This is a genomic window from Actinomadura meridiana (assembly GCF_039537545.1).
GTDB classification, from domain to species: Bacteria; Actinomycetota; Actinomycetes; order Streptosporangiales; family Streptosporangiaceae; genus Spirillospora; species Spirillospora meridiana.
The window spans coordinates 172,925-193,655 of record NZ_BAABAS010000006.1 but is presented as its reverse complement, the minus strand read 5'-3'; the positions used below and the strand labels follow the sequence as shown (position 1 = coordinate 193,655).

Sequence of the window (20,731 nt, the reverse complement as noted above, 5' to 3'; positions counted from 1 at the left end):
CCTTATCGTGTCGGGCGGTGTCGCGCCAGGCAGGCGAACCTGATCCGAACAGTCTGGCAGGTTCTCCCGGCGAACGCCCGCCATACCCCAGCCGGTACCGTTGGACGCATCATCCAAGCGAAAGGCGGGTCAGGGTGTCCGAGCGGCTACAGCCGGGCGACGTCGCCCCCGATTTCGAGCTCCCCGACGCCGACGCCAACCCGGTGTCGTTGGGCTCGCTGCGCGGGAAGCGCGCGATCCTCTACTTCTACCCGGCGGCCCTGACCCCCGGCTGCACGAAGGAGGCCGTCGACTTCCAGGGCGGCCTCGGCGAGTTGGAGGCCGCCGGGATCGCCGTCGTCGGCATCTCCCCCGACAAACCGGCCAAGCTCGCCAAGTTCCGGGAGAAGGAGGGGCTGACGTTCCCGCTCCTGTCCGACCCGGACGCCGAGGTGCTGAAGGCCTACGGCGCCTACGGGGAGAAGAAGCTGTACGGGAAGGTCGTCGTCGGCGTCATCCGCTCCACCTTCATCATCGACGCGGACGGCAAGGTCGAGAAGGCGTACTACAACGTGAAGGCCACCGGCCACGTGGAGCGCCTCCGCCGCGACCTCGGCGTCTAACCGTCACGTGGTGCGGGCGGGGGGATTCGAACCCCCACGGTGTCGCCACCAACAGGACCTAAACCTGCCGCGTATACCTGATTTCGCCACGCCCGCCAGTGCCGCCGACGCGCTCAGCTTAGCGGCTGGCTCATCGGGCCCCGCAACGGATTTCCCGGATTAGGGACGTGCCGGCGCTGGAATTGTGGACGCATCGGCTGGGAATCTCAGAATAATAGTGTCGAACGGCCTCGGCAGGGCGGCGCGGGAAGCCTAGTCTTGATGGGTCCGTCCGCCAGCACAGTCGGTGACATGATGATCACGAGCCCGGCGGGGACCGCCGCGAGCGGATCCTTCACGCACCGTGTGCTGCCCTACGACGGCCTGCGGCAGTTCCTGGACGGTGCCCTCCCGTTCCTTCTCGACGGCGTCGACGCGGGCGAACGCGTCCTCGCCGTGTGCGAGGCGGAGCGCGAGGCCCTGCTGCGGGACGCGCTCGGCCCCGCCGCCGCGCACGTCGAGTTCGCCGACGCGGCGGCCTGGTACGCGCATCCGTCGCGGACCCTGGCCGACTGCCTCAGCGACGCCGACGACGCCGCCTGCCGGGGGCGCAGGCTCCGGCTCCTCGGCGACCCGGTGTGGGCGTCGCGGTCGCCGCTGGAGGTCGCCGACTGGCAGCGGGCGGAGGCCGTGGTGAACGTCGCGTTCCGCAATACCGGTGCCGCGATCATGTGCCCGTACGCGGCCGCGCTGCCCGCCGGTGTCGTCGCCGCCGCCCGCCGGACGCACCCGGAGACGGTGCGCGGCGCCCGCTCCGTGCCCAACCCCGGGTTCGTCGACCCGTGGGCCTTCTGCGAACGGTGCGACCGCGAACCGCTGGCCGACCCGCCGCGCGACGCCGACACGTTCACGATCGACCAGCCGGACCTGTACTGGCTGCGCGCCTACGTCGGTGACTACGCCCGGCGGACGCCGCTGCCCGCGGAGGACGTCAAGCGGCTGCTCGTCGCCGTCACCGAGATCGTCACCAACGCGCTGCGGCACGGCGAGCCGCCGATCGTCCTGCGCATGTGGACCGACGACCTCGACGGCGAACCCGCCTTCGTCTGCGAGGTCACCGACGCGGGCCGGTGGGCTCCGGGCACCGGCTACGGGCTGATCCCGCCGCGTCCCGCGGGCGCCGCGTCCGATGGACGGTTCGGCCTGTGGGCCGTGCGGCTGCTGTGTACGACCGTGCAGATCAGGAGGGGCGACACGGGCAGCGTCGTCCGGCTGCGGCTCGCGCTGCCACGCCCGCCTACCAGCGATGCGAACGGAGGGTGAGGAAGCGCATGCGTTGGGCTTCCAAAGTTCCGGATGCGGCGTACCCTGAACGAGTCACCGACCCCGAGGGGCAGGTCATGGAGACATCCTGGTTCGCCAGGCGCCCCGTGAGCGCCGTCCGACCCGGCGACCATGCCTGGCTGGCCTACACCGGCCCGAGGGAACGCGACCGGGTCATCGGAACCTTCGTCCGGGAAGGGCTCCAGACCAACGAGAAGGTCGTGTACGTCACCGACGCCCCGCCCGACCGGCTGCCCGGAATCGTCAGCACCATCGACGCGGACGCCCATCTCAGGGCCAGGAGGCTGCGGGTGATCTCCCGGCAGGACGCCTGCCTAGACCGGCGCGGCCGCTTCGAACCGGCCATGATGCTGGACGTCCTCGGCCGCGAGGTCGGCGAGGCGTTCGGGCAGGGGTTTCGCGCGGTCCGCATCACCACCGACTACAGCTGGCTGGTGAACGAGCCGAGGCTGTCCGACCTCGGCCAGATGCTGGGATGCGAACACCGGGTGGGTGACACGGTCTCGCCGAGCACGATGGCGATGGCCATCTGCCAGATCGACCGTCGCGCGTGCTCGCGCGACGAGCTCATCGCCCTTCGCAACACACACGAGGTACTCGTGGAAGCGAACCCTGAATTCGACGACGGGATCCTGAAGATCGTGCGCACATTCGAACCCGACGGCCTGCGCGTCGAGGGAGAGCTGGACGCCGCCCGCCACGCCGTGTTCGCCGAACAGCTCTACCAGGTGAACAAGGGCCGCGGCCGCATCCACCTCGACTACTCGCGGCTCGCGTTCATCGACCTCGGCGGGCTGCACCTGCTCGCCGAGCACGCCACCGGGCTGCCCGGCGGCGAGCCGCTGGTGCTGGACCACCTGACCCCGCACGTCGAGCACGTCATCGAGATGGTCGGCTGGCACCGGCTGCCCGGTCTCGCCCGCGGCACCGCCGGACGGCTCCCCGGCACGGAGGGCATCGGCTGATGGGGCTGGAGCACCGGGCGTTCCTGTACCGCGACGTCGACGAATTCCTGTCGGTCACCGTCCCGTTCCTCACCTCGGGGCTCGACCGGGACCAGGCCGTGATCGCCGTGGTCCGCCAACCGAACCTGACCGCCCTGCGGGACGTGCTCGGCACCAGCCCGCCGATCGTCTTCTACGACTCGGCGGAGTTCTACCAGCACCCCGTCCACACCCTGCGCGACTACCAGGCCGTCGTGAAACAGAGCCAGCCGCGCCGCCTCTGCGCCCTCGCCGAACCCGTCTGGGACGGATGGGACGACCGGCAGACCCTCGAATGGATCCGCTACGAGTCCCTCATCAACGTGGTGTTCGAAAGCTCCGGCGCCCGCGCCCTGTGTCCCTACGACACCGCGACCCTGCCTGACCGCATCGTCGACGAGGCACGCCGCACCCATCCTCTTTTGCTCGCGTCCGGACACACCGACCCGAGCGGCGAGTACATCGACCCGGTCACCTTCGGGACGGGCTGCGACCGCGGCCTGCGCGCCGACCGTCCCGGCACCGCCGAATACCTGCCCATCGACGGCGACGACCTGCACACCATGCGGACGTTCATCGACCAACGCGCCGCCAAGCACGGCATCACCAGGCAAAAGACCCAGAACCTCGTCACCGCGGCCAACGAGGTCGCGGCGAACGCGCTCCAACACGGCACCCCGCCCGTCGGCCTCTGGCTCTGGCCGGACGGCGACAGCCTCGTCTGCGAGATCGGCGACAGCGGCTGCTGGCGCCCCGGCCCAAGCCCGCTGACGGGGTTCATCCCCCCCGACTCGGCCCTCCAACGCGGCTTCGGCCTCTGGACCGTCCGCCTCCTGGTCGACCTCATGGACCTGAGAGCCACCTGGGACGGTACGAGAGTCCGCCTAGCCGTGCACCTGTAGTTTTGCAGTGCACTCCTCCTTCGGGCGCTGGGCGCCCTCCCATCGTCGTGAACTGCGGTGCGATCGCTGCATCGCTCTCGACTCGCCTAGCGGCTCGCTTCGCGATCTGGTTCTCGCAGGCTCGAACCAGCCTTCGGACGCGATCGCGGCGGTTGAGGCCCTGCGTGGTCGCGGAGGTGGTTGCTGTTCCCGCGTACCTCGACCGCTGCGGGCCGGTTAGGAGAGGGCGGCGGGGATGAGGGCTGAGAGGGCGCGGAAGGCCTTGCCTCGGTGGCTGATGGCGTTCTTCTCGTCGGGGGTCAGTTCGGCTGTGGTGCGGGTTTCGCCGTCTGGGACGAAGACCGGGTCGTAGCCGAAGCCGCCGGTGCCCCGGGGGGCGTGGATGAGGGAGCCGCGCAGGCGGCCCTCGACGCAGTGTTCGACGCCGCCCGGGACGACCAGCACGGCCGCGCAGACGAAGGCGGCGCCGCGATGGTCGGCGGGGACGTCGGCGACCTGGTCGAGGACGAGGCGGAGGTTCGCGGCGTCGCGGTCGCCGGTGCCGAGGGTGCCCGACCAGCGGGCGGACAGGACGCCCGGCATGCCGTTCAGGGCGTCCACGCACAGGCCGGAGTCGTCGGCGACGGCGGGCAGCCCGGTGAACGCGGAGATCGCGCGGGCCTTCAGCAGCGCATTGCCCTCGAAGGTCAGCTCCGTCTCCGGCACGTCGGGCGCGCCGGGGAACTCGTCCAGGCCCGCGACGTCGAGGTCGCCGAGGATGCTCCGCAGCTCCCTGACCTTGCCCTGGTTGTGGGTCGCCAGCACGATCCGGGTCATCGGGCGAGGGCCTCGTTCTGGAGCCGGGTCAGTTCGGCGCAGCCCGCGGCGGCGAGGTCGAGAAGGGCGTCCAGCTCGGCGCGGTCGAACGGGGCGCGCTCGGCGGTGCCCTGCACCTCGGCGAAGCGGCCGTCGCCGGTGCACACGACGTTCATGTCGGTGTTGGCGGCGCCGTCCTCCTCGTAGCAGAGGTCGAGACGCGGTTCGCCGTCGACGACGCCGACGCTGACCGCCGACACGGACGTGATGAGCGGGTCGCCGCGCAGCAGTTTGCGTCCGCGCATCCAGGTGACGGCGTCGGCGAGGGCCACGTACGCGCCGGTGATCGCGGCGGTGCGGGTGCCGCCGTCGGCCTGGAGGACGTCGCAGTCGAGCTGGACGGTGTTCTCGCCGAGCGCCTTGAAGTCGACGCAGGCGCGGACGGACCGTCCGATCAGCCGGGAGATCTCGTGCGTGCGGCCGCCGATCCGGCCCCGCACGGACTCGCGGTCGTTGCGGGTGTTGGTGGCGCGGGGCAGCATCGCGTACTCGGCGGTGACCCAGCCGAGGCCGGAGTCGCGCCGCCAGCGGGGCACCGACTCCTGCACGGACGCGGCGCACAGCACCCGGGTCGCGCCGAACTCGACCAGCACCGACCCTTCCGCGTGGTCGAGCCATCCGCGCTGGATGCGGACGGGGCGAAGCTGGTCATGTGCACGATCGTCGGGGCGAGCCATGCGCAATACCCTACGGGTTCACAAGGTGTACTGGGCGCCGACCCGGGCGAGGTCGATGGGGCCGTCGTAGTCGCTGGCCTTCGCTTCCTTGAGCGAGACGTCGGTGTCGTTCCATGGCACCAGATGGGTGAGGACGAGCCGTCCGGCCCCGGCGCGGGCGGCGTGTTCGCCCGCCTCGCGGGCGGTGAGGTGCAGCTCGGCGGGGAGCCCCGGGCGATCGAGGAAGGACGCCTCGCAGAGGAACAGGTCCGCGTCCCTGGCCAGGTCGACCAGCGTCTCGGACGGCCCGGTGTCGCCGGAGTAGACGACCGTCCTGCCGTTGTGTTCGACGCGGAAGGCGTACGCCTCCACCGGATGCGACATCAGCGCGGTCGTCACGCGGAACGGGCCGATCTCGTACGGACCCTGGCGCAGAGGCGTGAAGTCGAACGCCTCGGACATGCCGGGTTCGGGGTCGAGATCGTACGCCCTGGCCATGTGCGCGGCGATGCCGGTGGGGCCGTGCACCGGGATGCGCGGCGCCGGGCCGCCCGGACGGTATGTGCGGGCCACCCAGTATCCGCACAGGTCAAGGCAGTGGTCGGCGTGCAGGTGCGAGATGCAGACGGCGTCGATCTCGTACAGCGAACGGAACCGCTGCAACGGGCCGAGCGCGCCGCTGCCGAGGTCGAGGACCAGCGCGTAGCCGTCCGCCTCGATCAGGTAGCTGGACGCGGGGCTGTCCGGCCCCGGGAAACTTCCGGAGCAGCCGATCACCGTGACCCGCACGCTCACTCCTCCTTCGTGTCCCCCGAGGAATCAGGTCAGAGCCTTGCCCAAGCGGTCCGCGCCGGGCCCGGCCCGCGCGCCCCGGACGGTCTCGTCGGCACCTGACACCAGTGTGACCCGGTCTCGGCGGACATACGAGATGACACTGGTCAGCCGGGGGTAATGTCCCGGCGGGGGCGTGTGGGAGGCCGGCCCTCCGGGATGGTGCGGCATGGTGTTCAAGGCTAGGCGACGGGACCCCGCCCGGGGCCTTCATGCGTTGGACATCACATGGCCGCTCGGGCACACGCGCGACCGGGCCGGACGCGAGCGGGCCGGGCGCGGGGGCGGCGCGCATGTGCCAGGTCGACTCGACGGTCGACGCCCGGCCGGGCCGCCCGCACCGGTGATCAGGCCCAGAGCTGCCCTTCGAGTCGGGCCTCGGCCTCCTCCAGGGTGCCGCCGTACGCGCCGGTGGACAGGTACTTCCAGCCGCCGTCCGCGACCACGAACGCGATGTCGGCGCGCTCACCTGCCTTGACGGCCTTGGTCGCCATGCCGATCGCCGCGTGCAGCGCGCCGCCGGTGGAGATGCCCGCGAAGATCCCCTCCTGCTCCAGCAGTTCGCGGGTGCGGCGCAGCGCGTCCCCCGACGTGACGGAGAACCGGGTGGTCAGCACCGAGTCGTCGTACAGCTCGGGGATGAAGCCCTCGTCGATGTTGCGCAGCCCGTACACGAGGTCGCCGTACCGGGGCTCCGCCGCGACGATCTTCACGTCCGGCACCCGCTCGCGCAGGAACCGGCCGACGCCCATCAGCGTGCCCGTGGTGCCGAGACCCGCGACGAAATGCGTGACCGTGGGCAGATCCTCCAGGATCTCCGGGCCGGTCGTCTCGTAGTGCGCGAGCGCGTTGGCCTCGTTGCCGTACTGGTACAGCATCACCCAGTCGGGGTTCTCGGCCGCCAGGCCCTTCGCCACCCGGACGGCCTCGTTCGAGCCGCCCGCCGCGGGCGAGGAGATGATCCGCGCGCCCCACATCTCCAGCAGTTGGCGACGCTCGGCGGACGTGTTCTCGGGCATCACGCAGATCATCGAGTAGCCGCGCAGCTTCGCGACCATGGCGAGGGAGATTCCGGTGTTGCCGGACGTCGGTTCCAGGATGGTGCGGCCCGGCGTCAGCAGCCCCTCCTTCTCGGCCTTCTCGATCATGTGGAAGGCGGGGCGGTCCTTCACGGACCCCGTCGGGTTACGGTCCTCAAGCTTCGCCCACAACCGCACGTCGGCGGACGGGGACAGCCGGGGCAGACCCACCAGCGGCGTGCGGCCGAGGGAGTCAAGCAGCGAGTCGAAGCGCATGTCCGTGCTCGCGGTCCCGCGTCAGCCGCCGGCCACGGCGGGCAGGATCGTGACGTTGTCGCCGTCGGCGACCTCCGTCTCCAGGCCGCCGAGGAAGCGAACGTCCTCGTCGTTGAGGTACACGTTGACGAACTTGCGTAGGCCCTTGTCGTCCACCAGCCGGTCCCGCAGGCCCGCGTGCCGGGTGTCCAGGTCGGCGAACAGCTCGTCGAGCGTGCCACCCTTGCCCTCGACGGCCTTGGCGCCGTCGGTGAGGTTGCGCAGGATCGTGGGGATCCGGACCTCGATCGCCATCGCGATGATCTCCTTAGTTCGAACGGGGCTTCCCGCCCCCAGCGTCACAACCGGGCGGGGCGCGGGGGAATTCCGGGCTGGGGAATTCCAGGCTGGGTCGGCGCGTCAGCGACAGTCGTAGACGACTTCGGCGCGCGAGTGGCCGAACAGGAAGCTCTGCACGGGCGGCACGGCACAGGCGCACACACGACGCCACACGCCCGCCTTGTACCCGCTCGTCCCCATGCAAGGCAGTCTACTGTGCTGGCCCACCGCCAGGGATTGTGCGTCCGGCCCACCGCCACGGGTCGGGCGTCCGGAGGCGCCCCAGCGCCGGAGGACGCACGACCCGCCGACGCAGGCGACCGCAGCGACACAAACGAACCGCGACAGGCCCAAAAACCGCAACACGTCGTGAGGATCGCCTGCGTCGCTGACGGGGGTTCCAGGGGGTCGCTCCCCTGGGCTAGTACGAATCGACGATCTTGACTTCTTCCTCGACTATTTCGCCGTTGACCAGGAGGTAGGAGCGGAATTCTGTTTCCTCTGGGTCTCGGGTGGAGACCAGGACGCGGTGGATGCGCGGGTCTGCCAGGGGGTTGCGCAGGTAGTCGAGGTCGGTGCGGGACGGGTACGCCTCGGTGGCGGTGTGGGAGTGGTAGTGGACGATCTGTTCCTCGTCGTTGTCGTCCATCTCCCGGTCGACCCGCAGCAGCTCCTGAGAGTCGAAGTTGTGGTACGTCGGGGACCGTTCGGCGTTGGTCATCGCGATGAAGCGGGTGGGGCGGTCCGATCCGACGGGTCCGGCAACGATCCCGCACGCCTCGTCCGGGTGGTCGGCGCGCGCGTGCGCGATGATCTTCTCGACAAGGGCGCGTTCGATCGTCAGCATGTCCCGAAGGCTACCCGGCGGTCCCGATCACCAGAGGACGCGGACCAGGCTCTCCTGGAGGGCCGTGAGCCAGTCGTAGGCGGCGAACATGGGGGCGCGGGGGTCGGCCGCGCTCATCTTCTCCGCCTCCTCGTACCACTCCTCGGTGATGTCCAGGCGGGTGCCGAGCGCCAGCCGGACGTCGTTGAGCGCCCGCAGCCACGCCTGCGCCTGCTTGTCGTCCAGGACGACGTCCGAACCCAGCGAGGCCAGGACGGTCTCGGCGGCCTCGCGCTTGCCGCCGCGCAGGCCCATCTCGGTGTAGCGGCGGAACTCCTCGGCGGCCTCGCCGTCGTCGCGGTAGGCGTCGGGGAACAGGCGGGCGAGGACGGGGTCGTCCGGCATCGTCGCGTTCTCGGCGATGCCCAGGGACGCCAGCTCGTCGTCCTTGCCGGGGGCGTCGCCGAGCAGGCCGAGCAGCTGCTCCATCAGGACGCGCAGGAGCGCGATCTCCTCGGCCTCCAGCCTGATCCGGACGCCCTGCTGGTTCTTCGTCACACGGCTCACTCAGTCGTCCCTCTTCACCGTGGCCCACAGGCCGTAGGAATGAAGGATCTCCACGTCACGTTCCATCTCCTCGCGGGTGCCGTTGGCCACCACGGCCCGTCCCTTGTGGTGCACGTCCAGCATCAGCTTCTCGGCCTTCGGCTTGCCGTAGCCGAACACGGCCTGGAACACGTAGGTGACGTAGGACATCAGGTTGATCGGGTCGTTCCAGACGATGGCCAGCCACGGCCGGTCGGCGCTCACGTCCTCCTCGGCGTCCGGCCGCTCCAGCTCGACGGGCGCGGGCATGGCGCTCATTCCGCGTCGCCTCCTCTCTCCGGTGGCCCACCGCCCCCGATGGTATGCGCCGCTCCCCCGGACGCGATGGCCTGCACGACCATGGTGCCCACCCGGGCCGTAGGGTTCCACCTGTGGACCTTGGTGACGGTACTGCGCTGCTGACCGACCGGTACGAGCTGACCATGCTCCAGGCGGCCCTGCGCAGCGGTACGGCCGACCGCCGCGCGGTGTTCGAGGTGTTCGCGCGGAGCCTGCCCGCGGGCCGCCGTTACGGCGTCGTCGCCGGGACGGGACGGCTCCTCGACGCCATCGAACGGTTCCGGTTCGAGCCGGACCAGCTGGAGTTCCTGACGTCGAACGGCATCGTGGACGAGCCCACCGCGCAATGGCTGGAGAAGTATCGCTTCACCGGAGATGTCTGGGGTTATTCCGAGGGCGACTGCTATTTCCCGGAATCGCCGATCCTGGTGGTGGAGGGGACGTTCGCGGAGGCCGTCCTGTTGGAGACGCTCGCGTTGTCGATCCTGAACCACGACTGCGCGATCGCCTCGGCGGCGTCCCGGATGGTGCAGGCGGCGCAGGACCGTCCGCTCATCGAGATGGGGTCGCGGCGGGCGCATGAACGGGCCGCCGTCGCGTCCGCGCGGGCCGCCTACATCTCGGGGTTCGCGACCACGTCCAATCTTGAGGCGGGTCGTGTCTACGGGGTGCCCACCGCTGGGACGAGTGCGCATTCGTTCACGCTTCTGCACGACAGCGAACGGCACGCCTTCGCGTCCCAGCTCGCCGCGCTCGGTGAGAGCACCACGCTTCTGGTCGACACCTACGACGTGGAGCGGGCGGTCCGCACGGCGGTCGAGCTGGCCGGGCCGTCGCTCGGAGCCGTCCGGATCGACAGCGGCGACCTCGGTGTCATGGCGCGCCGCGTCCGGGGCCAGCTCGACTCTCTCGGCGCGCACGACACCCGCATCGTGGTGACCGGCGATCTGGACGAGTTCGGCATCGCCGCCCTGACCGCCGCGCCCGTGGACGGATACGGCGTCGGTACCGCCCTCGTCACCGGGTCAGGCGCGCCGACCGCGTCCCTGGTCTACAAGCTCGTCGCGCGGTCGGACGGCCCCACCGCCGACGCGCCCATGCGCCCGGTCGCGAAACGCTCCACCGGCAAGCCGAGCCGGGGCGGACGCAAGACCGCCGTCCGCCGCGTCGACGGCCACGGCACCGCCTACGCCGAGTCCATCTCCGTCGGGGAGGCGGCCCCGGGGCGCCGCGACCGTGTGCTGCTCGTGCCGCTGGTGCGGGACGGTGAGATCGTCGGACGCGAGCCGCTCGCCGCCACCAGGGAACGGCACGCGCGCTGCGTCGCGGAGCTGCCGCCGACCGCGCTCCAGCTGTCCAAGGGGCAGCCCGCGCTGCCCACCGAGTTCGTCGACGGCTGACCGCCCGCCCCCTGGGGTACGGTCGGAGCAACCGGGTACAGGGAGCGTTCATGGGCAAGAAGGCTCTGATCATCGTTGATGTGCAGAACGACTTCTGCGAGGGCGGCGCGCTCGCGGTCGGGGGCGGGGCGGACGTCGCCACCGCCATCTCCGCGCACGTCGCCGAGCACCGGGCCGAGTACGCGCACATCGTGGCGACCCGCGACTTCCATCTCGACCCGGGCGAGCACTTCTCCGCCGAGCCCGACTTCGTCGACACCTGGCCGCCGCACTGCGTGATCGGGACACCGGGCGCCGACTTCCACCCCAACCTGGCGCTCGCGCCGATCGAGGCAGTGTTCGGCAAGGGCCGCGAGGCGGCCGCCTACAGCGGGTTCGAGGGCGTCTCCGACGACGAGGTGCCCCTCGGCGACTGGCTCGCCGCCCGGGGAGTGGACGCCGTCGACATCGTGGGCATCGCCACCGACCACTGCGTCCGCGCCACCGCCGTCGACGCGGCCGCCGCCGGGCTGCGCACCACCGTGCTGCTCGACCTCACCGCCGGGGTCGGCAAGCCGACCGTCGACCGGGCCCTGGAGGAACTCGCGCGGGCGGAGGTCGTCCTGTCCGGCGCGCCGGTGGTGAGCGCCTGACCATGACGACTCCCCCCACGGTCATCGTCGTCGCCGGTGTGGCCGGCAGCGGCAAGACCACCATCGGAGCCCTGCTCGCCGAACGGCTCGGCTGGGACTACGCCGAGGCCGACCGGTTCCACTCCGAGGCCAACATCGCGAAGATGCGCGCGGGACGTCCGCTGGACGACGCCGACCGCCTCCCCTGGCTCACCGCGATCACCGCGTGGATCGACGACCGGGTCGCGACCGGCCGTCCCGGCGTCGTGTCGTGCTCCGCGCTCAAGCGCGTCTACCGCGAGGTGCTGGGAGGCTGCCGGCCCGGCGTGCGGATGGTCATGCTGGACGGCGACCGCGACCTCATCGCCGCCCGGATGCGCGACCGGCTCGGCCACTTCTTCAGCGTCGAGCTCCTCGACAGCCAGTTCGCCGACCTCGAACGCCCCACGCCCGACGACGACGTGCTGACCTTGTCCACCACGAACACGCCGGAGGAGACGGTCACCCGCATCCTCGCCGCCTTCGACCTCCAAGCTGGCGACCCGTCAGGGACGGGTGCTCCCGGGTGACAGCTCCTTGAGCAGCATCTCGGCCGTCTCGTAGAGCGGGTGGTCGCGGGGGACGGCGCGGCGGAGGGCGCGCGCCGCCTTGATCGCCGCCCGCCGGTCCGAACGGTGCCCCTTGGCCCGGTACCGCAGCATGTGCACGACGCCCAGGTCCTGGAGGCGCTCGGGGATGTTGTGGTCGCCGGGGACCAGCCGCCACGCCTCGTGCGCCCGCCGGATCGCGGCCTCGAGATGGTCCAGGTCGCCGGTCTCGCGGTAGTGCAGCGCCAGGGCGTCGGAGAGTTCACCGAGGCGGGCGGCCCGGGTGGGCAGCGGATCGCCGTCGAGCGCGGCGCCGACCGCCCGTTCCAGCGTCGCCACCGCCTCGGCGATCTCCTCCGGCTCGGGTCGCGTGGTCTGGTAGCGCAGCTTGAGCGCGCGCCCGAGGTCGGCCAGCCGGACGCCGTGGTCGTCGTGGCCGCCCGGGGTGTGCCGCACCGCGTCGCGCAGCCGGTCCACGGCCGCGTCGAGCGCGGCGGCGTCACCGGTTTCGGCGAACGCCAGCTGCCGCAGATGGGCGAGCTGGAGGATCCGGTCGGCGTAGGCGGGCTGGTCGTCCGGAGTGCGCGCCACGAGCGACTCCGACAGCTCCGTCGCCTCGCGCAGGTCGGCCTCGTGCGCGGTGCGGCCGTAGCGGTGCTCCATCAACCGGACCAGGCTGCCCTCGTACCCGCGCAGGTCGACGTCCGGGCCCGCCGCCGCCATCGCCCGCCGCAGCCGCGCCGCGCTGTGGTCGACCTGCGCCAGCGGCGTGCCCGCCGGGGTCGTGACGGCCCGCTTGTTCAGCTCGTCGAGATCGTCGGCCCGGACGGGCACGGGGGAACCGGCCGCGGCGCCGTGCAGCGCGGCCAGCCTCTCGGTCAGCTTCTCGGCCGGATCGCCGCCGCGTTGCTCGACCGACTCCAGCAGGCCCGCGGCCTCGCTCTCGTCCTCCGCGCCGCCGCCGGCCAGATGGCGTGCGTGATACAGGAGCCCCGCCGCGGCCACCGCCCGCAGCCACGGTTCGCGCGGCGGGTCCGCCGCCCGCTCCGGCGCCAGCTGCCGCGCGGCGACGACGAGCGCCGCCGCGTCCCGGGCCCCCGCCGGCGCGAGCAGGTCCCCCCGGTCGCGCGTGTCGACGAACCGGCCGAGCCGTCCGAGCACCGCGTCAAGGATCTCCTCGAACCCTGCCAGGTACACCCGTACCTCCAGAACAGGCGCGCGGGGTTGTTGATCGTCCTGAACCGCGCCCAGACACAAGTTCCAGAACGATCGGTGACCCTTTCCGGTCACCGCTCCCAGGCACGGTAATACACGGCGCGTACGACGCCACCAACGTCAAGTGCCGAACTTCAGTGCCGACGTTTGGCGGCCCAGTCACGAATCTTGTCGATGCGCTTGCGAATGTCGTCGGCGCTCGCCTGCGCGATGGGCGGGCCGCCGCAGGAGCGGCGCAGCTCGCTGTGGATGACGCCGTGCGGTTGGCCGGTGCGGTGGTTCCACGCGCCGACCAGGCCGTTCAGCTCCCGGCGCAGGGTGGCCAGGTCTTCGGCGGTGGTGCGGTCGTCGCGCGGATCGCCGGTCTTCTTCTTGCGTTCGGTGGCCAGTTGGGCGGCCTGCCGCTTGCGGAGCAGCGCCGACACCTGGTCTGGTTCGAGTAGGCCAGGAATGCCAAGATATTCCTCTTCTTCGGCCGAACCGGGCTCGGCGTGCATGCCGAACTCGCCACCGTCGTACAAGACGCGATCGAACGTCGCGGACGCCTCGACCGTTTCGAAGGGCAGTTCTTCGCCGACCGCGTCGGGAGTGTCCTTCTGACGGTTGGCCTCGGCCAGGAGGTCGTCGTCGAGGCCGTCTTCGCGGACGGGACGGTCGAGAACGTGGTCGCGCTCCTCTTCCATGTCGGCCGCGTGGCCCATCAGCGTCGGGACCGACGGGAGGAAGACCGAGGCCGTCTCGCCACGGCGGCGGGCACGGACGAAACGACCGATGGCCTGCGCGAAGAACAGCGGCGTGCTGGTGGACGTCGCGTACACCCCGACGCAGAGCCGCGGGATGTCGACGCCCTCGGACACCATCCGGACCGCGACCATCCAGCGGTCGCCCGAGTCGGTGAACTGCTTGATCTTCTTGGACGCGGACGGGTCGTCCGACAGCACGATCGTGGCGCTCTGCCCGGTGACCTCGCGCAGCATCCCCGCGTAGGCGCGGGCCGTCTCGTGGTCGGTGGCGATCACCAGGCCGCCCGCGTCCGGGATGGCGCGGCGCAGCTCGGTGAGGCGGCGGTCGGCGGCCGCGAGGACCTGCTTGATCCAGTCGCCCTTCGGGTCGAGCGCGGCGCGCCACGCCTGGGCGGTCTGGTCCTGGGTGAGCGGCTCGCCCAGCGTCGCGGTGATCTCGTCGCCCGCCCTGGTCCGCCAGCGCATCTCCCCCGCGTACGCGAGGAAGATCACCGGACGGACGACCCCGTCGGCGAGGGCCGGGCCGTAGCCGTAGGTGTAGTCGGCGCGGCTGCGGCGCACGCCGTCCGGGCCCTCGTCGTACTGGACGAACGGGATCGGGTTGATGTCGGTGCGGAACGGCGTGCCGGACAGCCCGAGACGGCGTGTCGCGGGCTCGAACGCCTCCCGGACGGCGTCGCCCCACGACAGGCCGTCGCCCGTGTGGTGCACCTCGTCGAAGATCACCAGGGACTTGCGGGACTCGGTGCGGTTGCGGTGCAGCGCGGGCCGCGCCGCGACCGTCGCGTAGGTGACCGCGATGCCGTGGAAGTCCTTGCCGACGGGGCCGTCGCCGTTCTGGTACTCCGGGTTGATCCTGATGCCGACCCGGGCGGCGGACTCGGCCCACTGCCGCTTGAGGTGCTCGGTGGGGCACACGATCGTGAGCGCGGAGACGGCGCGGCGCTCCAGCAGCTCGCGGGCGAGCCGGAGCGCGAACGTCGTCTTCCCGGCGCCGGGCGTCGCGACGGTGAGGAAGTCGCGGGGGCCCGGCGCCGTCCCATCCACCCCGAAGTAGGCCTCCAACGCCTGCTGCTGCCAGGCGCGCAGGGACGACGCCGTCCCCCAGGCGGCCCGCTCGGGGAAGGCGGGAGGCATGCTCGATGCGGCGAAGGTGCTCACGGTTCTCGAAGGTTACCGAGCCCCACCGACAGATCGTGCCCTCCTCGCCGTCATGTGCCGAGATCCACAGTGTCAGCGGGACCGGTAGGCGGCCCAGGCGGCGCGGATCCTACGGCCCTGACCTGCGGTGAACTCCGTCATGCAGGCGTCGTGGGCGTAGTCCATGAAGTTGTGCACCGGATCGTCGCCCGACTGGAGGCACGTGTCGCGGTACTCGGGGCACCCCTGCGCCGGGTCCGACTCGTACGGCGTGTCGGACACCCCGTCGCCGGGCGGCACGCAGCCGCCCTCGAAGGTGTGCAGCAGGCCGAGCCAGTGCCCGGTCTCGTGGACGGCCGTGTACCCGCGGTCGAACGACGTCAGCGGCCCGCCCGGCAGGCTCCGGTAGTCGACGACGACGCCGTCCATCCGCGGGTTGCTCCGGTAGCGCTGCGGGAACGTGGAGAACCCCAGCACGTCGGTGCCGACCTCGGCGGTGAAGATGTTGAGCGTGCCCCGCCCGCCCTTGCGCAGCCGCTTCTTCATCGGGCTCTCGTACTTGTGCGGGTTACGGAACCACGACGCCTTGTTCGTGTGGTCGTAGGACGCCAGGCGGAACCTGATGCGAGTGTCGGCGCCGCCCCGCTTCCCGCTGTACGCGGCGTTCAGCGTGGAGATCTGCCGCCGGACGGCCGCCTTGGACAGCTTGCCCTTGCGTCCGCTGTGGACGACGTGGAACCGCACCGGCACGGTGACGCGTTTCGCCCGGCGGAGCGTCGCGTCGAGCCGCCCCTCGTCCGACGTGCCGAACCGGTCGCGGAGCGTCCGGCTCAGGTCGGTGAGCAGGGCGACGGCCTGGTCGTGACCCAGGTCGGCCCGGTCGCGCGGGCGTGTCTCCCGGGCCAGCCCGCCCCTCTCCCCGGCCAGCCCGCCGCCCTTGTGGCCCCCCTGACGGTCCGGCGGGCAGTCGTCGTCGCGGGCCGCCGCCGAGGCGGTCCTGACCCGTGGCCGATCACCCGCCGCACCCGAGACGGCACCGACCGTGACCAACAGTGCGCATAGCGAAACCCCGGCGATCCGCCGCATTCGTCCCCCGTAAAAGTGTCAACACCAAGGCCCCGCGGTCAGCCCCCTGATCGCGGGACCCTTCACCCACGTTCACGCACGCGCGTACGAACGCGCGTCATCGGCCGCCATTATGGCGGCCGATCACTCGTCTCCCTGGCCGCCCGACTTCATCGACTCGTAGATCTCCTTGCACTCCGGGCACACCGGGAACTTCTTCGGGTCCCGGTTCGGCACCCAGACCTTGCCGCACAGCGCGATCACGGGCGTGCCGCTCACCGCGCTCTCGGTGATCTTCGCCTTCTTGACGTAGTGCGCGAACCGCTCATGATCGCCGTCACCATGCGAGAGGTCCGGCCGGACATCTGTCTGAGTGTCGCCGTCGGGCAGGATCTTGGTACTCACGTCGTTCACCTTAGTTCAGCGTCGGGTCGTCCGGGAACGTGGAGACGAAGGCCAGGTCACCGCCCTGTCGGCGCAGCACCTGCCGCCAGAGTCCATCGGGGTCGGCGGCGAACACGTCGCCCGCCTCGGCGGGCACCAGGTACCACGAGCCGTCCTCGATCTCCGAGCGCAGCTGCCCCGGCGACCAGCCCGCGTACCCGGCGAACACCCGCAACTGCAACAGCTCGGCCGCCAGCAGCCCGGGCGGCGCCTCCAGATCGACGAGACCCACCCGGGCGACCTCGGTGCCGCCGTCCAGCGCGCGCCACCCGAGGGGCTCCTCCTCGCCGGGCAGGCGGGCCAGGGCGAGCGCGTTCTCCAGCGCGACCGGACCGCCCTGGAACACCACGGCCGGACCGGTGACGAGCTCCGCCCACGGCGGCAGCACGCGGTCGACCGGAACCTCGGTCGGCCGGTTGAGGACGACGCCCAGCGTGCCGCCGTCCATCTCGTGCTCGACCAGCAGGACGACGCTCCGCCTGAAGTTCGGATCCTCCAGCTGTGGCGTCGCCACGAGCAGGAGCCCCACCCTGATGCCGTCTTCCATGCGTACCATCATGCGTTGCCCAGACCTCCGGCGGCACGTCTCCCATCTCGTTAGCCTGTTACGCATTCCTATCGATGGGGATATCGGCAGCACGAAGATCAGGGTTAAGAATGATCTAGGATCATCGGCCACCCGTCGGCGTCCGCCGGCGGGCCGGGGAGGACAGCGATGCAGTTGCCCAGGGTCGTCATCGCCGCCGTGTTCTTCGTGATCGGGGCACTGATCGCGATTCCGGCCCTGATGAGGGCGGTGTCATCGGACTCCGAGCCCAGGGCCTCGGCCACCACCTCGCCGAGCCCGTCCGCGAGCGGCTCGGGGACGGCGTCCCCCCGCGGGTCGGGGCCGGTGACGGCCACCATCGGGTCGGTGTCGTGCCCGGCGTCGACGGTGAAGGTCACGGTGCGCAACACCGGCAACAAGACCGAGGACTTCGGGATAGAGAAGAACGACGACACCGCCGCGATTCCCGGCCAGATCCGGCCGGACTCGACGCGCACGGTCGCCGTCCGCGTCCGCGAGGACCGCCGCACCCGCATCACGGTCAACTGGGCGAACAAGCGCATTGGGACCAGGACCGTCAAGGCGAACTGCGACAAGGCCGCCGCAGCGCCGACCCCGACGAAGAAGCCGGACAAACTCCCGCACACCGGGCCCGACGCGACCGTGTGGGCGCGGGCCGCGACCGGCGTCGGCGTCATCCTCACCGGCGCGATCATCTTCTGGTACGGCGGGGTCTGGCCCCGCCGCCGCGACCAGGTCTTCCCGAAGAAGAACTCCTGAGCCGCCAGCCCGCGTGCCGGGGTTACGCCTCGGTGCGGGGGCGGCCGCCCGCGGCCTCGCGGACGGCACCGGCCACGCGGGTGCTGACCTCCGGGTGGAAGACGCTCGGGACGATGTAGTTCGGGCCCAGCTCGTCCGGCGTGACGACCTCGGACAGGGCCTTGGCGGCCGCGGCGAGCATCTCCAGCGTGACGCCGTCGGCCTGCGCGTCCAGCAGGCCGCGGAACACGCCCGGGAACGCCAGCACGTTGTTGATCTGGTTGGGGTAGTCGCTGCGGCCGGTGGCGACGACGGCGGCGTGCTCGCGGGCCTCGTCCGGCGCCACCTCGGGCTCGGGGTTGGCGAGCGCGAACACGATCGCGTCGTCGTTCATCGTGGCGATGTCGTCGCCGGTCAGGATGCCGGGGGCGGACACGCCGACGAACACGTCGGCGTCCTTCACGGCGCCGCGCAGGTCGCCCGCATAACCGTCGCGGTTGGTGTGCTCGGCGATCCAGCGCAGCGAGTCGTCCAGGTCGTCGCGCCCGGAGTGGACGGCGCCCCGGTAGTCGCAGACGACCAGGTCGCGGGCGCCCGCGTGGATCAGCAGCTTCAGGATCGCGCTGCCCGCCGCGCCCGCGCCCGCCATCGCGATGCGCACGGCGCCGATGTCCTTGCCGACGACGCGCAGCGCGTTCGTCAGCGCGGCCAGCACGCAGATCGCGGTGCCGTGCTGGTCGTCATGGAAGACGGGGATGTCGAGCAGCTCGCGCAGCCGCGCCTCGACCTCGAAGCAGCGCGGCGCGGAGATGTCCTCCAGATTGATGCCGCCGAACGCGGGCGCGATGATCTGGACCGTCCGGACGATCTCGTCGGTGTCCTGCGTGTCGAGGCAGATCGGCCAGGCGTCGATCCCGGCGAACCGCTTGAACAGCGCCGCCTTGCCCTCCATGACGGGCAGCGCCGCCTCCGGGCCGATGTTGCCGAGGCCGAGCACCGCCGACCCGTCCGTCACGACCGCGACGCTGTTGCGCTTGATCGTCAGGCGGCGGACGTCCTCGGGGTTGCGGGCGATGGCCAGGGACACGCGGGCGACGCCGGGCGTGTAGGCCATGGACAGCTCGTCGCGGTTGCGCAGCGGCACCTTGGACTGCATCTCGATCTTGCCGCCGAGGTGCATCAGGAACGTCCGGTCGCTGACCTTGTGGATCTTGACGGCGTCGATGCCCTCCAGCGCCGCCGCGATCGACTCGGCGTGCTGGGTGTCGCGGGTCGCGATCGTCACGTCGATGCGCAGCGTCTCGTGCCCGGCCGTGTTCACGTCGAGGGCCGTGACGATGCCGCCCGCGTTCTCCACGACGTGGGTGATCTGGCTGACGGCACGGCCGCCAGCCGGGACCTCCAGCCGGACGGTGATGGAGTACGAAACGCTTGGCACGCTCGCCACGACAACTGCTCCCTCTGCTCCCGATGGGGCGGCCGCGCGGCACCTGCCGGCGACTCAGAACGCCCGTGCCGCGCCGGCGGGATCGGCCCCGTAGAAGTGCTTCACAGAAGCCGTACGGGCGCGGTCATTGCCTTTCGAGCATACGCTCACCATCACCGTCGGGTGTCCCGATCGCCCCGGCTCGTCCGGCCCGCGGGCGACCCGTCAGAACAGGGCCGACTGGAGGGCGCGGCGGGCCTTGGCGATGAGCGGGTCGTCCGGCGCCAGCACGTCGAACAGCGACAACAGGTGCTTGCGCGCCGCGTCGCGGTCGTCGCCCGCGCCGACCCGCACCGCCGCCACCAGCCGCTCGAACGCCTGCTCGGCCTGCCCGGACATGACCTCCACGTCGGCCGCGACGATCTGCGCCTGGACGTCGCCCGGCTTCTCCGCGGCCTCGCGCAGGACGCGCTCGGGGTCGAGCGAACGGACCCGCAGGGCCAGCACGACCGTCGCGCGCTGCTGCGTGGCGATCGGGTCGCGCGGGTCGGTCGCGAGAACCTCGTCGAGTGCGGTCTTGGCGACCTCCAAATCACCGGCCTGGAGGGCGTCCTCGACGCGCTGGCGGGCGGGGTCGAGGACGGGCTCGTCGGCGGCGTCCACCGCGGGCTGCTCGCCCTCGGGGGCCTCCGGCAGGATGCCCTCCTTGCGCAGCGCCTCGAAGAGCTGGTCGATGGCCTGGCGCACCTGCGCCTCGGGCGCGGCGCCGTTCAGGAACGGCAGCAGTTGCCCGGCGACGACGGCCGCCACGAACGGGATGCCGCGCACGCCCATCTGCTGCATGTACGCGCCGAGCTGCGGGTTCGCGTCGATGTCGACCTTGGCGAGGATCCACGCGCCGGCCGCCTCGGTGGCGAGCTTCTCCAGGATCGGGGAGAGCTGCTTGCACGGCCCGCACCACTCGGCCCAGAAGTCGACGAGGACGGGCACGGCCTGCGACCGTTCCACGACCTCGGTGTTGAAGGTCTCGTCGGTCACGTCCACGACGTACTGGCCGCCGCCCGCGCTCTGGCCGCCGCCCGCGCTCGCGGGCGCGGCGCCGCCCTGGGCCCGGCGCTCCTGCTGCTTCCTGGCGGCCGCCTGGCGCGCCCCCAGGTCTATGGCCCCGTGCAACGAAAAGTCCCGAGAAGGCATGGGTCCATCCTGCCCCATGACCGGCGGTGGCCGTGCGCCCGTACGCTCCCAGCGGACCGGACGTCCGACATCAGGCCTGGCATACGCCGCCTCAAAGGACATTTCACTATCTGCCCGAATTCGC

General features: G+C 71.4%; 24 protein-coding genes and 1 tRNA gene. 8 read left to right on the top strand and 17 right to left on the bottom strand.

The annotated features are described in order from the left end of the window. Positions 1-134: 134 nt before the first annotated feature. A complete protein-coding gene (gene bcp / locus ABD808_RS14180) occupies positions 135-602 on the top strand; it encodes a thioredoxin-dependent thiol peroxidase (RefSeq protein WP_344895832.1) in 468 nt (155 codons plus the stop codon). An 8-nt stretch (positions 603-610) separates the two neighbouring features. On the opposite strand, the gene ABD808_RS14175 is transcribed toward bcp, so the two are convergent. Next, positions 611-698, bottom strand: a tRNA-Leu gene (locus tag ABD808_RS14175). A 195-nt stretch (positions 699-893) separates the two neighbouring features. On the opposite strand from ABD808_RS14175, the gene ABD808_RS14170 reads away from it, so the two are divergent. The 3 genes from ABD808_RS14170 to ABD808_RS14160 all read left to right on the top strand — a co-directional run bounded on the left by ABD808_RS14170 (position 894) and on the right by ABD808_RS14160 (position 3,810). Next, positions 894-1,904, top strand: a complete 1,011-nt coding sequence (locus tag ABD808_RS14170; protein ID WP_344895829.1) for an anti-sigma factor RsbA family regulatory protein — start codon at positions 894-896, stop codon at positions 1,902-1,904. 77 nt (positions 1,905-1,981) lie between these two features. Then, entirely contained in the window at positions 1,982-2,890 is a 909-nt protein-coding gene (locus ABD808_RS14165; protein WP_344895826.1) for an MEDS domain-containing protein, read from the top strand. Continuing rightward, positions 2,890-3,810, top strand: coding sequence for an anti-sigma factor RsbA family regulatory protein (locus tag ABD808_RS14160; protein WP_344895823.1), 921 nt, complete (start codon positions 2,890-2,892; stop codon positions 3,808-3,810). The genes ABD808_RS14165 and ABD808_RS14160 overlap by 1 nt, the downstream gene beginning before the upstream one ends. A 216-nt stretch (positions 3,811-4,026) precedes the next feature. On the opposite strand, the gene rdgB is transcribed toward ABD808_RS14160, so the two are convergent. From rdgB to clpS, 8 genes are all read right to left on the bottom strand, one after another. Continuing rightward, positions 4,027-4,626 (bottom strand): RdgB/HAM1 family non-canonical purine NTP pyrophosphatase, encoded by a 600-nt coding sequence (gene rdgB, locus ABD808_RS14155; protein WP_344895820.1) that lies wholly within the window; start codon positions 4,624-4,626, stop codon positions 4,027-4,029. Further along, complete coding sequence (rph, locus tag ABD808_RS14150) at positions 4,623-5,342, bottom strand: ribonuclease PH (protein WP_344895817.1); 720 nt, start codon at positions 5,340-5,342, stop codon at positions 4,623-4,625. Before rph ends, rdgB begins: the two co-directional genes overlap by 4 nt. An 18-nt stretch (positions 5,343-5,360) precedes the next feature. Then, positions 5,361-6,110 carry an MBL fold metallo-hydrolase gene (locus tag ABD808_RS14145; protein ID WP_344897932.1) on the bottom strand — a complete coding sequence of 250 codons (750 nt, stop codon included), beginning with the start codon at positions 6,108-6,110 and terminating at the stop codon, positions 5,361-5,363. 389 nt (positions 6,111-6,499) lie between these two features. Next, positions 6,500-7,447, bottom strand: coding sequence for a PLP-dependent cysteine synthase family protein (locus ABD808_RS14140; RefSeq protein ID WP_344895814.1), 948 nt, complete (start codon positions 7,445-7,447; stop codon positions 6,500-6,502). A gap of 21 nt (positions 7,448-7,468) precedes the next feature. Continuing rightward, positions 7,469-7,741 (bottom strand): MoaD/ThiS family protein, encoded by a 273-nt coding sequence (locus ABD808_RS14135; RefSeq protein ID WP_344895811.1) that lies wholly within the window; start codon positions 7,739-7,741, stop codon positions 7,469-7,471. 445 nt (positions 7,742-8,186) lie between these two features. Next, positions 8,187-8,612: a M67 family metallopeptidase gene (locus ABD808_RS14130; protein ID WP_344895808.1), complete on the bottom strand. Its 426-nt coding sequence runs from the start codon at positions 8,610-8,612 to the stop codon at positions 8,187-8,189. 27 nt (positions 8,613-8,639) lie between these two features. Then, positions 8,640-9,158, bottom strand: coding sequence for a DUF2017 domain-containing protein (locus ABD808_RS14125; RefSeq protein WP_344895805.1), 519 nt, complete (start codon positions 9,156-9,158; stop codon positions 8,640-8,642). After that, positions 9,159-9,455 (bottom strand): ATP-dependent Clp protease adapter ClpS, encoded by a 297-nt coding sequence (clpS, locus tag ABD808_RS14120; RefSeq protein ID WP_344895802.1) that lies wholly within the window; start codon positions 9,453-9,455, stop codon positions 9,159-9,161. It abuts the gene before it with no gap. Positions 9,456-9,568: 113 nt separating this feature from the next. Here clpS and ABD808_RS14115 point away from each other — a divergent pair, with 113 nt between their 5' ends. Genes ABD808_RS14115 through ABD808_RS14105 form a run of 3 tightly spaced genes read left to right on the top strand, consistent with a single transcriptional unit; the run spans position 9,569 to position 12,056 of the window. Then, positions 9,569-10,876 (top strand): nicotinate phosphoribosyltransferase, encoded by a 1,308-nt coding sequence (locus ABD808_RS14115; RefSeq protein WP_344895799.1) that lies wholly within the window; start codon positions 9,569-9,571, stop codon positions 10,874-10,876. Between the two features lie 50 nt (positions 10,877-10,926). Beyond that, complete coding sequence (locus ABD808_RS14110; protein ID WP_344895796.1) at positions 10,927-11,508, top strand: isochorismatase family protein; 582 nt, start codon at positions 10,927-10,929, stop codon at positions 11,506-11,508. 2 nt (positions 11,509-11,510) lie between these two features. Beyond that, a complete protein-coding gene (locus ABD808_RS14105; protein ID WP_344895793.1) occupies positions 11,511-12,056 on the top strand; it encodes a gluconokinase in 546 nt (181 codons plus the stop codon). Here ABD808_RS14105 and ABD808_RS14100 read toward each other — a convergent pair. The 6 genes from ABD808_RS14100 to ABD808_RS14075 form a co-directional block, all read right to left on the bottom strand. Continuing rightward, positions 12,033-13,271 carry a hypothetical protein gene (locus tag ABD808_RS14100; RefSeq protein WP_344895790.1) on the bottom strand — a complete coding sequence of 413 codons (1,239 nt, stop codon included), beginning with the start codon at positions 13,269-13,271 and terminating at the stop codon, positions 12,033-12,035. The genes ABD808_RS14105 and ABD808_RS14100 overlap by 24 nt on opposite strands. A 152-nt stretch (positions 13,272-13,423) precedes the next feature. Further along, positions 13,424-15,169, bottom strand: a complete 1,746-nt coding sequence (locus ABD808_RS14095) for a DEAD/DEAH box helicase (protein ID WP_344897929.1) — start codon at positions 15,167-15,169, stop codon at positions 13,424-13,426. A gap of 96 nt (positions 15,170-15,265) precedes the next feature. Continuing rightward, positions 15,266-16,222 (bottom strand): zinc metalloprotease, encoded by a 957-nt coding sequence (locus ABD808_RS14090; RefSeq protein WP_344895787.1) that lies wholly within the window; start codon positions 16,220-16,222, stop codon positions 15,266-15,268. A gap of 159 nt (positions 16,223-16,381) precedes the next feature. Further along, positions 16,382-16,642, bottom strand: a complete 261-nt coding sequence (locus tag ABD808_RS14085) for a DUF3039 domain-containing protein (RefSeq protein ID WP_344895784.1) — start codon at positions 16,640-16,642, stop codon at positions 16,382-16,384. 10 nt (positions 16,643-16,652) lie between these two features. Continuing rightward, complete coding sequence (locus ABD808_RS14080) at positions 16,653-17,228, bottom strand: YqgE/AlgH family protein (protein ID WP_344895781.1); 576 nt, start codon at positions 17,226-17,228, stop codon at positions 16,653-16,655. Positions 17,229-17,332: 104 nt separating this feature from the next. Next, positions 17,333-17,626, bottom strand: a complete 294-nt coding sequence (locus ABD808_RS14075; protein ID WP_344895778.1) for a hypothetical protein — start codon at positions 17,624-17,626, stop codon at positions 17,333-17,335. On the opposite strand from ABD808_RS14075, the gene ABD808_RS14070 reads away from it, so the two are divergent. Further along, positions 17,616-18,008 (top strand): hypothetical protein, encoded by a 393-nt coding sequence (locus tag ABD808_RS14070; protein WP_344895775.1) that lies wholly within the window; start codon positions 17,616-17,618, stop codon positions 18,006-18,008. The genes ABD808_RS14075 and ABD808_RS14070 overlap by 11 nt on opposite strands. A 22-nt stretch (positions 18,009-18,030) precedes the next feature. On the opposite strand, the gene ABD808_RS14065 is transcribed toward ABD808_RS14070, so the two are convergent. Beyond that, positions 18,031-19,434 (bottom strand): NAD-dependent malic enzyme, encoded by a 1,404-nt coding sequence (locus tag ABD808_RS14065; RefSeq protein ID WP_344895772.1) that lies wholly within the window; start codon positions 19,432-19,434, stop codon positions 18,031-18,033. 204 nt (positions 19,435-19,638) lie between these two features. Continuing rightward, a complete protein-coding gene (locus tag ABD808_RS14060; RefSeq protein WP_344895769.1) occupies positions 19,639-20,607 on the bottom strand; it encodes a tetratricopeptide repeat protein in 969 nt (322 codons plus the stop codon). Positions 20,608-20,731 lie beyond the last annotated feature (124 nt).